This window comes from Burkholderia sp. AU33545 (assembly GCF_020419685.1).
GTDB lineage: Bacteria > Pseudomonadota > Gammaproteobacteria > Burkholderiales > Burkholderiaceae > Burkholderia > Burkholderia diffusa.
Window position 1 is genome coordinate 1 of the sequence record NZ_JAIZRQ010000001.1, and the last position, 15,165, is coordinate 15,165.

11 protein-coding genes and 2 rRNA genes are annotated in these 15,165 nt (G+C 64.5%); 12 read left to right on the plus strand and 1 reads right to left on the minus strand.

Features of this window, described 5'->3' with window-relative positions; genetic code table 11:
• The 4 genes from LGM71_RS00005 to LGM71_RS00020 all read left to right on the plus strand — a co-directional run.
• Positions 1-106 (plus strand): 23S ribosomal RNA (locus LGM71_RS00005); the annotation flags it as partial.
• A 129-nt stretch (positions 107-235) separates the two neighbouring features.
• Positions 236-348 (plus strand): 5S ribosomal RNA (gene rrf, locus LGM71_RS00010).
• 402 nt (positions 349-750) lie between these two features.
• Positions 751-2,826, plus strand: coding sequence for a molybdopterin-dependent oxidoreductase (locus LGM71_RS00015; protein WP_226114230.1), 2,076 nt, complete (start codon positions 751-753; stop codon positions 2,824-2,826).
• Between the two features lie 136 nt (positions 2,827-2,962).
• The gene (locus LGM71_RS00020) at positions 2,963-4,636 is read left to right on the plus strand and encodes a long-chain fatty acid--CoA ligase (RefSeq protein WP_226113431.1); all 1,674 of its coding nucleotides are present in this window, start codon (positions 2,963-2,965) and stop codon (positions 4,634-4,636) included.
• A 372-nt stretch (positions 4,637-5,008) separates the two neighbouring features.
• Here LGM71_RS00020 and LGM71_RS00025 read toward each other — a convergent pair whose 3' ends face one another.
• Complete coding sequence (locus tag LGM71_RS00025) at positions 5,009-6,166, minus strand: porin (protein ID WP_124624679.1); 1,158 nt, start codon at positions 6,164-6,166, stop codon at positions 5,009-5,011.
• A gap of 277 nt (positions 6,167-6,443) precedes the next feature.
• Between LGM71_RS00025 and coq7 the strand changes: the two genes are divergently transcribed.
• The 8 genes from coq7 to mraY all read left to right on the plus strand — a co-directional run bounded on the left by coq7 (position 6,444) and on the right by mraY (position 15,157).
• A complete protein-coding gene (gene coq7, locus LGM71_RS00030; RefSeq protein WP_059608158.1) occupies positions 6,444-7,070 on the plus strand; it encodes a 2-polyprenyl-3-methyl-6-methoxy-1,4-benzoquinone monooxygenase in 627 nt (208 codons plus the stop codon).
• A gap of 387 nt (positions 7,071-7,457) precedes the next feature.
• Entirely contained in the window at positions 7,458-7,886 is a 429-nt protein-coding gene (mraZ, locus tag LGM71_RS00035; protein ID WP_006400450.1) for a division/cell wall cluster transcriptional repressor MraZ, read from the plus strand.
• 23 nt (positions 7,887-7,909) lie between these two features.
• Positions 7,910-8,851, plus strand: a complete 942-nt coding sequence (gene rsmH / locus LGM71_RS00040) for a 16S rRNA (cytosine(1402)-N(4))-methyltransferase RsmH (RefSeq protein WP_059608159.1) — start codon at positions 7,910-7,912, stop codon at positions 8,849-8,851.
• The gene (gene ftsL, locus LGM71_RS00045; RefSeq protein WP_124624687.1) at positions 8,848-9,189 is read left to right on the plus strand and encodes a cell division protein FtsL; all 342 of its coding nucleotides are present in this window, start codon (positions 8,848-8,850) and stop codon (positions 9,187-9,189) included. The genes rsmH and ftsL overlap by 4 nt, the downstream gene beginning before the upstream one ends.
• Positions 9,186-11,033, plus strand: coding sequence for a peptidoglycan D,D-transpeptidase FtsI family protein (locus LGM71_RS00050; RefSeq protein WP_226113433.1), 1,848 nt, complete (start codon positions 9,186-9,188; stop codon positions 11,031-11,033). The genes ftsL and LGM71_RS00050 overlap by 4 nt, the downstream gene beginning before the upstream one ends.
• Positions 11,030-12,568, plus strand: coding sequence for a UDP-N-acetylmuramoyl-L-alanyl-D-glutamate--2,6-diaminopimelate ligase (locus LGM71_RS00055; RefSeq protein ID WP_226113435.1), 1,539 nt, complete (start codon positions 11,030-11,032; stop codon positions 12,566-12,568). Before LGM71_RS00050 ends, LGM71_RS00055 begins: the two co-directional genes overlap by 4 nt.
• Entirely contained in the window at positions 12,565-13,971 is a 1,407-nt protein-coding gene (locus tag LGM71_RS00060; RefSeq protein WP_226113442.1) for a UDP-N-acetylmuramoyl-tripeptide--D-alanyl-D-alanine ligase, read from the plus strand. The genes LGM71_RS00055 and LGM71_RS00060 overlap by 4 nt, the downstream gene beginning before the upstream one ends.
• A 16-nt stretch (positions 13,972-13,987) precedes the next feature.
• The gene (mraY, locus tag LGM71_RS00065; protein WP_059681765.1) at positions 13,988-15,157 is read left to right on the plus strand and encodes a phospho-N-acetylmuramoyl-pentapeptide-transferase; all 1,170 of its coding nucleotides are present in this window, start codon (positions 13,988-13,990) and stop codon (positions 15,155-15,157) included.
• Positions 15,158-15,165 lie beyond the last annotated feature (8 nt).

Sequence of the window (15,165 nt, forward strand, 5' to 3'; positions counted from 1 at the left end):
GATCCCCTTGAAGGGTCGTTCGAGACCAGGACGTTGATAGGTCAGGTGTGTAAGCGCAGTAATGCGTTCAGCTAACTGATACTAATTGCCCGTAAGGCTTGATCCTATAACAAGTCTGTCTCGCGCTACAGAGCGCGTCGGACTGGTTGATTCTCGTGTGTGATACACACAACCTAAATTACTGCTTCTTCCAAGATTGGTTCTGTTGGCCACGCCAGCAGAACAACCCTCTTTGCCTGATGACCATAGCGAGTCGGTCCCACCCCTTCCCATCCCGAACAGGACCGTGAAACGACTCTACGCCGATGATAGTGCGGATTCCCGTGTGAAAGTAGGTAATCGTCAGGCTCCCTAAGCCAGAAACCCCCGCCCGACAAGGCGGGGGTTTTTGCATTTGAGCGGCGGAAAGCGCGAGTGCAGGCAATCGAGCCTCTCCGGTTGTTGCTCAAGCGCGTAACCCGACCCCGCCGCTCTCCATCATCCCGGACCAATCACCCGCTTATTCGCTGCAATCTCCGGCCAGGGAGGTGACTCGTGTCCGCTCGGCGAAGCCGCCGTCAAGGCACTTTTCACACCCGCCCCCACGTCCGTATCGTCGCATCGGCAGTTCGGAGCCGGTCCAGCGTCGACATTTTTCATCCGTTATTCCAGTCTTTTCGCTGAACAGGCGGGAAATTCGTGCGAAATGAGGTCTTAGTCGGTCCATCCTCGTAAAATTTGCGAACCTCCACCCCAGTCGCATCCAGAATGATGAACGTCGCCACTCAGATAGCTCGGGCCGTTTGCCCGCACGATTGTCCGGACACATGCGCGATGCGCGTGACCGTCGAAAACGGCCGTGCGATCAAGGTCACGGGTGATCCCGACCATCCGCCCACGCAGGGCGTGTTGTGTACGAAAGTCAGCCGATATGCCGACCGCGTCCATCATCCCGACCGGCTCACCGTGCCCCTCAAGCGCATCGGCGCGAAGGGGGAAGGGCGCTTCGTGCCGATCAGCTGGAGCGAAGCACTTGACGAGATCGGTCGTCGTCTCGGGGAAATAGCTGCGCGTGCGCCGGAGGCGATTATGCCGTACAGCTACGCGGGAACGATGGGACTCGTGCAGGGCGAAGGCATCGCGCAGCGGTTCTTCCATAAACTCGGTGCGTCCCGGCTTGAGCGGACCATCTGCGCCGCGGCCGGTGCAGCAGGGCTGCGCTATACGTATGGCGGAAGCATCGGTATGCATCTCGAGCATTTCGAGGAAAGCGAGCTGATCCTGATTTGGGGCGCCAACCCGATCGCATCCAGCCTGCATTTCTGGACCCGAGCGCAGGAAGCCAAGCGTCGAGGCGCCCGTCTGGTCGCAATCGATCCCTACCGTTCGCTGACGGCGGAGAAATGCCATCAGCACTTCGCGCTGAAGCCGGGCACCGACGGCGCGTTCGCGCTCGGCATGATGCATGTGCTGATTACCGAAGACCTGCTCGATCACGACTACATCGCGCGTCATACGCTCGGCTTCGATGCGCTCAAGGCGCGAGCCCTGTCCTATCCGCCGGAGCGTGTCGCCCAGATCTGCGGCATCGAAGTGTCGGAACTGATCGAACTCGCACGTCGTTACGGCGCGACCCGCAAGGCGTCGATTCGCCTCAATTACGGCATGCAGCGTGTGCGCGGTGGCGGCAATGCCGTGCGTGCGATTGCGAGTTTGCCTGCGCTGACAGGCGCGTGGCGCGACCGGGCCGGTGGGCTGCTGCTGTCGTCGTCGGAATTCGCTCCGGTCAATCAGTCGGCGCTGCTGCGTCCGGATCTGATGCCAGGCTGGCCACACAAACTGCCGCGCATCATCAACATGAATGCGATCGGCGATGCACTGCTGCATCCGGGCGACGCCACCTTCGGGCCGAAGGTCGAAGCGGTGATTGTCTACAATTCGAATCCGGTCGCGGTCGCGCCCGACTCGTCGAAAGTCGCCGCCGGGTTCGCGCGCGAAGATCTATTCACGGTCGTTCTCGAGCACTTCAAGACAGATACGGTCGATTTTGCCGACATTGTGTTGCCTGCCACGACGCAACTCGAGCATCTCGACGTCCACAAGTCATACGGCCACACCTATGTGATGGCGAATCTACCGGCGATTCCGCCAGTCGGCGACGCACGGCCGAACACGGAAATCTTTCGCGGCATCGCACGCAGTATGGGGCTCGACGAGCCCGCGCTTTATCACAGCGACGAAGAGGTCGCGCAGACGGCGCTCCGTTGGGACGATTCGACGCTCGACAGCGATTGGGAGACGTTGAAGCGGGCCGGCTGGCTGAAGCTCAAGGTGGCGGACGCGCCTTTCGCGAATGGCGGCTTCCGCACACCGTCCGGCAAATGCGAGTTCTACAGTGCGCGACTCGAGCAGATGGGCATGGACCCGGTGCCCGATTATCTGCCGCCGTTCGAATCGGCGGAGGCCGCCCCTGAACTCGCCGCTCGTTATCCACTGGCGATGATTTCCCCGCCGGCCCGCCACTTCCTGAACAGCACGTTCGTGAACGTGGACAGCCTGCGCAGTACGGAAGGCCAGCCGCACCTCGATATACACCCGGCCGACGCCGACGCGCGCGGCATCGGGGAGGGCGACATCGTGCGTATCTTCAACGACCGCGGATCGATGCAGGCGGTCGCGAGAGTGACCGATCGTGCGCGGGCAGGGCTCGTCGTCGGACTGTCGATCTGGTGGAAGAAATTGTCGGCGGATGGACGGAACGCGAACGAGGTGACGAGCCAGGCGCTGACCGATCTCGGCAACTCGGCGACGTTTTACGATTGTCTGGTGGAAGTTGAGCGGATTTGACCGAACTTCTTGATATGATCAGACAAATATATTCGAAAGTTCGAAGTGGGCATCTAACCCGGTTGTCTCGGCAAGGACGAGCCGCTACGATGCGTTTTAGCACGACCATTCGAAAATCTGTGAGGAGACGCGCAGTATGAACAAAATTTGGCTGAAATCGTACCCACCCGGCGTTCCAGCCGAAATTGACGCGTCCCCGTATCCATCCATCCCGGATCTCCTCGACGAAAGCTTCAAGCAGTATCGTGACCGCAAGGCGTTCGTCTGCATGGGCAAGAGCATCACGTACGGCGAGCTCGATGCGCTGTCGCGCCAGTTCGGCGCGTGGCTGCAGTCGCGCGGCCTGAAGCGCGGCGCGCGCGTTGCGCTCATGATGCCGAACGTACTGCAGTACCCGGTAGCGATCGTCGCGGTGCTCCGCGCGGGCTTCACCGTCGTCAACGTCAACCCGCTCTATACGCCGCGCGAGCTCGAACATCAGCTGAAGGACAGCGGGGCGGAGGCGATCGTCATCCTCGAGAATTTCGCGTCGACGCTGCAGGCCGTCATCGCCAACACCGCGGTCAAGCATGTCGTGGTCGCGTCGATGGGCGATCTGCTGGGCATCAAGGGCTGGCTCGTCAATTACGTCGTGCGCAGCGTGAAGAAGATGGTACCGGCCTGGCAGCTTCCGTCGTACACGCGCTTCAAGGCCGCGCTGTCCGAAGGTGCGCGGCAAACCTTCAAGCCGCAGAAGCTCGGCCCCGACGACGTCGCGTTCCTCCAGTACACGGGCGGTACGACGGGTGTCGCGAAGGGTGCGACGCTGTTGCACCGGAACATCGTGTCGAACGTGCTGCAGGCCGGCGCATGGCACCATCCCGCGCACGAGAAGTACCCCGAGGTGAAGCAGTTCGTGACGGTCGTCGCGCTGCCGCTCTATCACGTGTTCGCGCTGACGGTCTGCGGCTTTCTGACGATGCGCACGGGCGGCATGGGCATCCTGATCCCGAATCCGCGCGACATCGGCGGGATGATCAAGGAGTTGAAGGGTTACCAGATCTCGACGATTCCGGCCGTCAACACGTTGTACAACGCGCTGCTGAACCATCCCGAATTCAACCAGCTTGACCTGTCGAAGCTCGTGATCGCCAACGGCGGCGGCATGGCGATCCAGGAAGGCGTCGCGAAGCGCTGGTATGAGAAGACCCATACGGCGATCGTCGAGGGCTACGGCCTGTCGGAGACCTCGCCGGTCGCGACCTGCAACCCGGTAACCGCGACCGAATATAGCGGGACGATCGGCCTGCCGCTGCCGTCGACAGAAGTGGCCATCCGCGATGACGCAGGCAACGACGTCGCGCTCGGCGAGCCGGGCGAGATCTGCATCCGCGGGCCGCAGGTCATGGCCGGCTACTGGAACCGTCCGGACGAAACCGCGAAGGTCATGTTCCCGGACGGTTTCTTCAAGACCGGCGACGTCGGCGTGATGGACGCGCGCGGTTACGTGAAGATCGTCGACCGGAAGAAGGACATGATCCTGGTATCCGGTTTTAACGTGTATCCGAACGAGGTCGAGGACGTGGTGGCGTCGCACCCGGGCGTGTTCGAGGTGGCGGCGGTCGGCGTGCCGGACGAGCACTCGGGCGAAGCCGTGAAGCTGTTCGTCGTGAAGAAGGACCCGGCGCTTACCGACAAGGACATCCTCGCGTACTGCAAGGAGCGGCTTACTGGCTACAAGCGGCCGAAACTCGTCGAGTTCCGCACGGAACTGCCGAAGACGAATGTCGGCAAGATCCTGCGGCGCGAACTGCGCGACGGACGCGCATAACACCGAAGTCGAACGAACGAGCCCGGCCGATGCCGGGCTTTTTTATTCGTGGTGTCGGCACCGAGGTTGCCGCGCCGTGGTTCGACGGTCGCAGGAACCGCACGCGTTCTACCGAGATGCGCCGTGGCTGACGGAGCGGCTCGACCGGGGCGCCGCCGGCGGCCGCGATCCGCGATTCGGATGGCGCGATACCACGACGCATGCTGCCCGCCGACAGCGGTGGCATTCACGTCGATGAGGCGTTGGGAACGGTTCGCCGCCGTGAACGGGCCGCCCGGCGATCGTCCTGTTCTCCGCTCACCGCTTCGCAGCCGCAAAAGAAAAGGCGCCCGAAGGCGCCTTCAATATGCTGCGGCTTGTCAGGCAAGCTGATTAGAACTTGTGACGGATGCCGACGCGCGCTGCGACCTGGTTGCTGGTGCTCGACGGGTCGAGACCGTTGATCGACGCATGTGCCTGAACGACGTTGCCTGCCGAATCGAGCGTGTTGCCCGACGCATGCTGGTACACACCGATCACGTAGACGTCCGTGCGCTTGGACAGGAAGTAGTCGACGCCCAGCGAGCCTTGGTGGTACTTGGCTGCCGAGTTGCCGTCGATCTTGCTGCCTTGCGTGTAGTCATACGCCGCGCCGACGATCAGCGCCGGGGTCAGCTGATACTTGAAGTTGATTTCGCCGTTGTTGAACGTCGCGGTCTGGTTCACGAACGGACCGACCGAGAAGCCCTTGAACTTCGTGTTCGAGTACGTCGCGCCGATCGTCGCTGCGCCGAACGTGTACGCACCGCCCGCACCGATGACCTGGTACGTGTTCGCGCTGTTCGCATATGCGCCGTAGACCGGCGACGACACGGCCGTCGCCGCAGCCGACGCGCCGGTGTTGAACATGCCGCCGAAGTTCGCCGGCGTGCGTGCGTTCAAGTAGCCGACACCCAACACCAGCGGGCCGTTGTTGTAACCGGCGCCGAGCGACCAGACCTGGTTCTTCGAGAACTGGCCGGCTTGACCGCCGAAGCTGTACAGGCCGCCGAACGAGAAGCCGCCGTAGGTCGGGCTCGTGTACTTGACCGCGTTGTTCACACGGTATGCGTTGTTGAAGTTGTCGAGGTCGCCCGGGTGAGCAGCGATGTAGCCGCCCCACTGGTCGCCTGCCTCGAGCGGGCCGACGAAGTCGACGACGGAGTCGTACTGGCGACCCAGCGTGACCGTACCGTACTGGCTCGACAGGCCGACGTAAGCCTGGCGGCCGAACATCAGGCCGCCCTGGCCCAGCTTGCCGGAGTTGACGTCAAAACCGTTTTCGAGCACGAAGATCGCCTTCAGGCCGCTGCCCAGATCTTCGGTGCCGCGCAGGCCGAAGCGGCTGCCTTGCATCACGCCGCTTGCCAGACCGTACAGGTGGCCGCCCTTGGCGTTGTTGTTGAAGATGAAGCCTTCATCGATGATGCCGTAGAGCGTCACGCTGCTTTGCGCATGAGCTGCGCCAGCAAACGCGCCCAGCGCGACGAGCGCGAGAAGCGACTTTTTCATTAACGGATCTCCAAGAATCACTGAATTTTTTTGGCGGGGCGGATAGTTATGTTGTGTTGACAGGCCCCATCAACTTCGCAAGAAGTCGCACGTAATGTAGCAAAGCCGATTTTTCCGACAAAGCGAAATGCCTTGGCGCAAGGCTGCCATGTTTCCTTTATGCAACAATGGTTAAAATCACGGGTTAACCGCAATTTCCGCTGAATAATCAAGTCGGTTACGCAGCGGAGCACGTGCCTTTGCCGCCCGCGGCAGCACACGCAGCCAAGAGAACAGGATGGTGTTGGATGAACTGATCAGCGAATTCGATCGCGGCCTGCGATCGCTGACCGGCATTAGCCGGATGAGCCGCCCGGTGCCTGCGCCGGCAGAGCCGCCGGCCGGCGAACTGACGCCCGCGGAGCGTACGCATGCCGCCGGGCTGATGCGCGTGAACCACGTCGGCGAGGTCTGCGCGCAGGCGCTTTATCAGGCGCAGAAGCTGACCGCGCGCTCGTCGTCGTCGAAGGCGATGTTCGAGGAAGCCGCGCGCGAGGAGGAGGATCATCTCGCGTGGACCGCGCATCGGCTGAAGGAACTCGATTCGCGTCCGAGCCTGCTCAACCCGCTGTGGTACGCTGGCGCGCTCGCGATCGGCGTCGTCGCCGGAACGCTGGGCGACAAGGTCAGCCTCGGCTTCATGGCGGAGACGGAGCGCCAGGTCGAGAGCCATCTCGACGGGCACCTGTCCGAGCTGCCGGCGACCGACACGGCGTCGCGTGCGATCGTCGAGCAGATGCGGCTCGACGAGGTGAAGCACGGCAAGGCCGCGACCGATGCCGGCGGGATCGAGCTGCCGCTGCCCGCGCGGATGCTGATGCGCGCCGCATCGAAAGTCATGACGAGCACTGCATACTATCTCTGACATTCGGGCCGGGGCGGCGTGTGACGTCGCCCTGGTCCGCCGTTCCCGATACCGCCCGTTTTTTCCGCGTTTTCCCGCCCCCGAAAGCCCCGTCCGCACGCCAGTCTGGCCCGCCTTTCTCACGTATCACCTTCACAAGTTGCACTAGCTCATTCATTTATAACGATTTTTAGCATGAAAGGCCGCATGAGCATGCGCGCGTAAGTCCTTGTTCTAACTAACAAAATTCGTCAAAAAACCGGGCCGCTCCCTTGACCGTGCAAAACCCTTCCACTAAAGTGGGAGACAGTGTGAGAAAGTGTATTTTTGTGTGATTTGGCGGGCTATTCCGGCTAAATTCTTGAGCATTGAGCGGGTGCTTCGGTGCCCTGAACGGGAGAGCGGAAAGTGTTCCAAGGGGCGTCGGCGCTGACGCTCGATGCGAAAGGGCGGATGTCGGTGCCGGCTCGCTATCGCGAAGCGCTGCAAGGACAGGCAGAAGGACGGGTGACTGTGACCAAGCACCCGGACGGCTGCCTGTTGCTGTTTCCGCGCCCCGAATGGGAAGTGTTCCGCGCCAAGATCGCCGCGCTGCCGATGGACGCTCATTGGTGGCGGCGAATTTTTCTCGGCAATGCGATGGATGTCGATCTCGACAGCGCAGGCCGGATTCTCGTATCGCCCGAGCTGCGGATGGCGGCCGGACTGGAAAAGGAAGTCATGTTGTTGGGAATGGGTAGTCACTTCGAGCTGTGGGATTCGCAGACCTACATCGCGAAGGAGCAGGCAGCGATGGCGCAGGGCATGCCCGACGCGCTGAAGAACTTCACGTTCTGATTGCGGTGACGGAGACGCCCGCGATGGGAAACGAATTGCAGCATCGGACCGTACTGTTGGACGAAGCGGTCGACTCGCTCGTGACGCGGCCAGACGGCATTTATGTCGACGGCACGTTCGGGCGCGGCGGTCATAGCCGCGCGGTGCTCGCGCGGCTGGCGCCGGCCGGCCGGCTGATCGCGTTCGACAAGGATCCGAGGGCGATCGAGACGGCGCAGCGCATCGAGGATGGGCGCTTCTCGATCGTGCACGACAGCTTTGCATCGATGCGCGACGCGCTTGCGGCGCGCGGTGTCGAGAAGGTGTCGGGTGTGTTGCTGGACCTGGGCGTGTCCTCGCCGCAGGTGGACGATCCGGCGCGCGGCTTCAGCTTTCGCGCGGATGGCCCGCTGGACATGCGAATGGATCCGACGCGCGGCGAGTCGGCGGCCGAATGGCTCGCGCGCGCTTCGGTGCAGGAATTGACGGAGGTGATACGGGATTATGGGGAAGAACGGTTTGCTTTTCAGATTGCAAAGGCGCTTGTTGCTCGCCGGGCAGAGTCCGACCGTCTTGGGCCTCTCGACACCACGGGCGAGCTTGCCCAAATCGTGGGTAACGTCGTCAAAACCCGTGAGAAGGGCAAGGATCCGGCAACCCGCACCTTTCAGGCTATACGGATTCACGTCAATCAAGAGCTTGCGGACCTGCAAGTCGTACTAGACGCGGCATTGTCTTTGCTGGAGCAAGGGGGGCGGCTGGTGGTCATCAGCTTTCATTCACTCGAGGACCGGATCGTCAAGCGATTCATGCAGGCGCACGCGAGTGCGCCTGCCGTCGATCGTCGCCTGCCGATCCGTGCCGTCGACCTCCCGAGCCCGCCGCTCAAGATCATCAGCCGTCAATTCCCGAGCGAGGCGGAAGTCGCCGCGAATCCGCGCGCCCGGTCGGCCGTGATGCGCATCGCGGAGCGCGTCACGCCATGAGCCGCTTCAACATCTTCCTGCTGATCATCGTGATGGGCTGCGCGCTGTCGGTCGTCAACTCGACGAACCAGCAGCGCCAGATCTTCATCCAGCTGCAGCGCGCGCAGTCGCAGGAGCGTCAGCTCCAGCAGGACTACGCGCAGCTTCAATATCAGCAGAGCGCGCTGTCCAAGACGTCCCGCATCGAGCAGCTCGCGAACGATTCGCTGAAGATGCAGCCGATCACGACGGGCCGCACCCAGTACCTGACGCTGCCGCCGGGCGCCGCGAAGGCGATCGACGCGCCGATTCCCGCGTCGGCCGATACGGCCAGCAAGGGCAACGGAGGCGCGCGATGAAACCGTCGCAAAAGCGCCAGGACGTGAAGTTCTCGTCGAGCCCCGTGCTCGGCGTGCACCTGCCGATGTGGCGCTCGAAACTCGTCGTGTTCCTGCTGTTCATGGCGTTCGTCGCGCTCGCTGCGCGGGCGTTCTGGATCCAGGGGCCCGGCAACGCGTTCTACCAGAAGCAGGGCGAGAGCCGCTACCAGCGCACGATCGAGCTGCCGGCAACGCGCGGCAAGATCCTCGACCGTAACGGGCTCGTGCTCGCGACGAGCCTGCCCGTGCGCGCGATCTGGGCGATTCCGGACGCCGTGCCGGACGATCTCGACGCCGGCAAGGTCAACCAGCTCGGCAAGCTCCTCGGCATGACGCCGAAGGAACTGCGCGTGAAGCTGTCGCAAGACAAGGGTTTCGTCTACGTAAAGCGCCAGGTGCCGATCGACGTCGCGGACAAGGTCGCCGCGCTCGACATTCCCGGTATCTATCAGCGCAATGAATACAAGCGCTTCTATCCGGAAGGCGAGATTACCGCTCACCTGATCGGCTTCACGAACGTCGAGGACGAAGGGCAGGAGGGCGTCGAACTCGGCGACCAGAAGATGCTGTCCGGCACGTCCGGTGTGCGCCGCGTGATCAAGGACCGGATGGGGCACATCGTCGAGGACGTCGCCGAACAGATTCCGCCGCACAACGGGACGGACGTCGACCTGTCGATCGACAGCAAGATCCAGTACATCGCGTATGCGAACCTGAAGGCCGCCGTCGAGAAGTTCAAGGCGAAGGCCGGCGCTGCGATGGTCGTCGACGTGCGCACCGGCGAGGTGCTGGCGCTCGTCAACTACCCGACGTACAACCCGAACGACCGCTCGCGCATGACGGGCGAGCAGTTGCGCAACCGGATCATGACCGACGTGTTCGAGCCGGGGTCGATCATGAAGCCGTTTACGGTGTCGCTCGCGCTCGACCTGCACCGCGTGACGCCGAATACGCTCGTCGAGACGGGCAACGGGCATTTCGTGCTCGACGGCGCACCGATCACCGACGACGCGGGTTTCGGCACGCTGACGGTCGGCGGCGTGATCCAGAAGTCGAGCAACATCGGCGCGACGAAGATCGCGATGACGATGCGGCCCGAGGAAATGTGGAATATGTATACGAGCATCGGCCTCGGCCAGGCGCCGAAGGTCGGGTTCCCGGGCGCGGTGGCTGGCCGCCTGCGTCCGTGGAAGAGCTGGCGTCGCATCGAGCAGGCGACGATGTCGTACGGCTACGGCCTGTCGGTGTCGCTGTTCCAGCTCGCGCGCGCATACACGGCGATCGCGCATGACGGCGAGCTGATGCCCGTAACCATTTTCAAGGCCGACCCCAACCAGCCGGTCGTGGGTACGCAGGTGTTCAACCCGACCACCGCGCGCGAGGTGCGTGCGATGCTCGAAACGGTGGTGGCGCCGGGCGGCACGTCGCCCGATGCGGCCGTGCCGGGTTATCGCGTCGGCGGCAAGAGCGGTACCGCTTACAAGCACGAAGGCCACGGCTACACGCGCAAGTACCGCGCGTCGTTCGTCGGCATGGCGCCGATGCCGAACCCGCGCATCGTCGTCGCCGTGTCGGTCGACGAACCGACCGCCGGCAGCCACTTCGGCGGCCAGGTGTCCGGCCCCGTATTCTCGGCGATCGCAGGCGATACGATGCGCGCGCTGAACGTGCCGCCGAACATGCCGATCAAGCAGCTCGTCGTGTCCGACGACGCGCCCGGCGCGCCCGCCGCGACGGGCCCGCAAAAGCTCGCCGCGGGCGCCGGTGCGAAGCATATGATCGTATCCAGCACGACACGTAATTCACCAGGAGTTGTTCGATGAGCGCCGCTCGCAGTTCCCATCCGGCGCATCAGCAGATCGCGGCCGCGCTTGCGTGGCTGCGCCAGCATGTGGCCCCCGCGGCGCAACTGCATGCCGACACGCGCAGCCTGCAGGCTGGCGACGTGTTCCTCGGCTATGCGGTCGACGGGGCGGACAATCGCGCCTTCATTTCCGATGCCGTCGCGCGCGGCGCGGCCGCCGTGCTGTATCAGCCGGAAGGTCTCGAAGCCGCACCGGCCGTACCCGTCGCACTCGCGGTGCCGGCGCTCGACCAGCTGGCCGGCGAGATCGCCAGCGGCTGGTACGGCGACCCGAGCGACAGCCTGCTCGCCATCGGCGTGACCGGCACCAACGGCAAGACGTCCTGCACCCAATGGATCGCGGCCGCGCTGACGGCGCTGCACCAGCCGTGCGCGCTGATCGGCACGCTCGGCAGCGGCATGCCGGGGCAACTGGTGCCGACGGGCTTCACGACACCGGACGCGCCGCAGCTGCAGCGGAGCCTCGCGCAACTGCACGACGCGGGCGCGAAAGCCGTCGCGATGGAAGTCTCGTCGCACGCATTGCATCAGGGGCGCGTGAACGGCACGGCATTCGACATCGCCGTCTTCACGAACCTCACGCAGGATCACCTCGACTATCACGTCACGTTCGACGCGTACGAAGCCGCGAAGTCGAAGCTGTTCGCGTGGCGCGGTCTGCGCGCAGCGGTCGTCAATCGCGACGACGAAGCTGGCCGCCGCCTGCTCGACAAGCTGGCCGGCCGCGTGCGCACGATCGCATACGGGATCGGCGACGCGCAGGCGGCCGACGCCGATCGCGAACTGGTCGCGCGCGACGTGCGCGCGACCACGACGGGCACGGCCTTCCGTCTGCGCTCGTCGTGGGGCGACGCGGACGTCGAGGTCGGCACGCTCGGCACGTTCAACGTCAGCAACCTGCTCGCGGTGCTCGGCTCGCTGCTTGCGGCCGACGTGCCGTTCGACGCGGCCGTCGCGGAGATTGCGCGGCTCGAGTCCGTCAACGGGCGCATGCAGCGCCTTGGCGGCCGGCTGCAGAACGACGAACCGCTGGTCGTGATCGACTACGCGCATACGCCCGATGCGCTCGACAAGACGCTCGACGCGTTGCGCCCGATCGCGGCGGCGCGCGGTGGGCGGCTCGTCTGCATGTTCGGCTGCGGCGGCGATCGGGATGCGACGAAGCGCCCGCTGATGGGCGCGATCGCCGAGCGGCTCGCCGACGAAGTCGTCGTCACGAGCGACAATCCGCGCAGCGAGGATCCGCAGCGCATCATCGATCAGGTCATCGCGGGGATGACCGCGCCCGATCGCGCTCGCCGCATCGAGGATCGCGCGAGCGCGATCCTGCAGGCCGTGCGCGGCGCGGCCCGCGAGGATGTCGTCGTGCTGGCCGGCAAGGGGCACGAGGCAACGCAGGAAATCATGGGCAAGAAGCGCACGTTCTCCGATCAGGATCACGCGCGACTCGCGCTCGCGGCACGCGCGACGCACGGCAAGGGAGGCGGCGAATGACGATGCTCAGTCTCGGCGAAGCCGCGCGCCTGATTCCCGGCGCCACCGTCCGCGGCGATTCGGATACCACGTTCGAGCGCGTGTCGACGGACAGCCGCACGGTCGGTCCGGGCGACCTGTTCGTCGCGTTGAAGGGCGAGCGCTTCGACGCGCACGACTTCCTCGGCGACGTGGCCGCGCGCGGCGCAGCCGCGGCGCTCGTCGCGCACGCGCCCGCGGGCCTCGCGATGCCGGTCATCGAGGGCGGTGAAACGCGTGCCGCGCTCGGCGCACTCGCGCACGGCTGGCGCAAGCGCTTCGCGGTGCCGCTCGTCGCGGTGACGGGCAGCAACGGCAAGACGACCGTCAAGGAAATGATCGCGTCGATCTTTGCGGCTGCAGTCGGCGCCGACGCGCGGCTGGCGACGGCCGGCAACCTGAACAACGACATCGGCGTGCCGCTGACGCTGCTGCGCCTGTCGGGCGCACATCGCGTCGCGGTGATCGAGCTCGGGATGAATCACCCGGGCGAGACCGAAGTTCTCGCGCGCCTCGCGGCGCCGACCGTTGCGCTCGTCAACAATGCGCAGCGCGAACACCAGGAATTCATGGCGACGGTCGAGGCGGTCGCGCTCGAACACGCGGCCGTGATCCACGCGCTGACGCCGGACGGCGTCGCGGTGTTTCCGGCCGACGATGCGTACGCCGGTATCTGGCGTGTCGCGGCGACCGGCAACCGGATTCTCGATTTCGCGCTGCACGACGCCGAACGACAGGTCGAAGCGCAGGTCACGGGCCGTTTGCACGGCGGCGAGCTTGCAATCGACACGCCGTCCGGCCCGGTGACGGTGCGGCTGCGCGCGCTCGGCGAGCACAACGCACGCAACGCATTGGCGGCAACGGCCGCGGCACTCGCGGCCGGTATCGAGCTGGCCGCGATCAAGCAGGGGCTCGAATCGTTCGAGCCGGTCAAGGGCCGCTTGCAGGTCCGGCGAGCGGTCGTCGGCAGCCTCGCGGGCGCGACGGTCGTCGACGACACCTACAACGCGAACCCCGATTCGATGCGCGCGGCGATCGACGTGCTGGCCGCGCAACCTGAGCCGCGCGTGCTGGTGATCGGCGACATGGGCGAGGTGGGCGACGAAGGCCCGGCATTTCACCGGGAGATCGGCGCGTATGCGCGCGAGCGCGGCATCGATGCGCTGTTCGCACACGGCGACGCGTCGCGCGATGCTTGTACCGCGTACGGCGACACGGCCCGCCATTTCGATGACGTCGGCGCGCTGGTGACGGCACTGCTCGCTGCGGGCTACGGCGCGCAGGCGACGGTGCTCGTGAAGGGCTCGCGGTACATGAAGATGGAGCGCGTGGTCGACGCGCTGACGAAACAACCCGCGGCGGGCACGGTGCCCGCTGCACACTGAGTAGAAGGAAGGAAGCATGCTGCTGGCGCTGGCGCAATGGCTGCAAGGAGACGCAAGCTTTTTGCGCTTGTTCACGTACCTCACGTTCCGTGCGGTGATGGCCACCATCACCGCGCTGGGGATCGGGCTCGTGTGCGGACCGTGGGTGATCCGCAAGCTGACGCAAATGAAGGTTGGTCAGGCCGTGCGCAAGGACGGCCCGCAGACGCACCTGGTCAAGTCCGGCACGCCGACGATGGGCGGCGTGCTGATCCTGATCGGCATCGCGGTCGCGACGCTGCTGTGGGGCGACCTGACGAACCGTTTCATCTGGATCGTGATGCTCGTCACGTTCGGTTTCGGCGTGATCGGCTGGGTCGACGATTACCGCAAGGTCGTCCACAAGGACCCGCGCGGGATGTCGTCGCGCGAGAAGTATTTCTGGCAGTCGGTGATCGGGCTGTTCGCAGCCGTCTACCTCGCCTTCAGCGTGTCCGAAGCGAACAACGTCCGCGTGTTCGACCTGTTCATGGCATGGGTGAGGAGCGGCCTGTCGATGGGGCTGCCGGCGCGCGCCGACCTGATGCTGCCGTTCCTGAAGTCGATCAGCTACCCGCTGGGCGTGTGGGGCTTCATCGTGCTGACCTACTTCGTGATCGTCGGCGCGAGCAATGCGGTGAACCTGACCGACGGCCTCGACGGTCTCGTGATCATGCCGGTCGTGCTGGTCGGCGCGTCGCTCGGTGTGTTCGCGTACGTGATGGGCAGCTCGGTCTATTCGAAATATCTGCTGTTCCCGCACATCCCGGGCGCCGGTGAATTGCTGATCTTCTGTTCCGCGATGGGCGGGGCAGGGCTCGCGTTCCTCTGGTACAACACGCACCCCGCGCAGGTGTTCATGGGCGACGTCGGCGCGCTGGCGCTCGGCGGCGCGCTCGGCACGGTCGCGGTGATCGTGCGCCAGGAAATCGTGCTGTTCATCATGGGTGGCATCTTCGTCGCGGAAACACTGTCGGTGATGCTGCAGGTGTCGTGGTTCAAGTACACGAAGAAGCGTTACGGCGAAGGGCGGCGCCTGCTGAAGATGGCACCGCTGCATCACCATTTCGAATTGTCCGGCTGGAAGGAAACGCAGGTGGTGGTGCGTTTCTGGATCATCACGCTGATGCTGTGCCTGTTCGGTCTGTCCACCCTCAAGCTGCGGTAAAGGAAAGG

Excerpts from the sequence above, each read along its gene's own strand:
- LGM71_RS00015 (WP_226114230.1), top strand. The coding sequence starts at position 751 with ATGAACGTCGCCACTCAGATAGCTCGGGCCGTTTGCCCGCACGATTGT.
- LGM71_RS00020 (WP_226113431.1), top strand. The coding sequence starts at position 2,963 with ATGAACAAAATTTGGCTGAAATCGTACCCACCCGGCGTTCCAGCCGAA.
- LGM71_RS00025 (WP_124624679.1), bottom strand. The coding sequence starts at position 6,166 with ATGAAAAAGTCGCTTCTCGCGCTCGTCGCGCTGGGCGCGTTTGCTGGC.
- coq7 (WP_059608158.1), top strand. The coding sequence starts at position 6,444 with ATGGTGTTGGATGAACTGATCAGCGAATTCGATCGCGGCCTGCGATCG.
- rsmH (WP_059608159.1), top strand. The coding sequence starts at position 7,910 with ATGGGAAACGAATTGCAGCATCGGACCGTACTGTTGGACGAAGCGGTC.
- ftsL (WP_124624687.1), top strand. The coding sequence starts at position 8,848 with ATGAGCCGCTTCAACATCTTCCTGCTGATCATCGTGATGGGCTGCGCG.
- LGM71_RS00050 (WP_226113433.1), top strand. The coding sequence starts at position 9,186 with ATGAAACCGTCGCAAAAGCGCCAGGACGTGAAGTTCTCGTCGAGCCCC.
- LGM71_RS00055 (WP_226113435.1), top strand. The coding sequence starts at position 11,030 with ATGAGCGCCGCTCGCAGTTCCCATCCGGCGCATCAGCAGATCGCGGCC.
- LGM71_RS00060 (WP_226113442.1), top strand. The coding sequence starts at position 12,565 with ATGACGATGCTCAGTCTCGGCGAAGCCGCGCGCCTGATTCCCGGCGCC.
- mraY (WP_059681765.1), top strand. The coding sequence starts at position 13,988 with ATGCTGCTGGCGCTGGCGCAATGGCTGCAAGGAGACGCAAGCTTTTTG.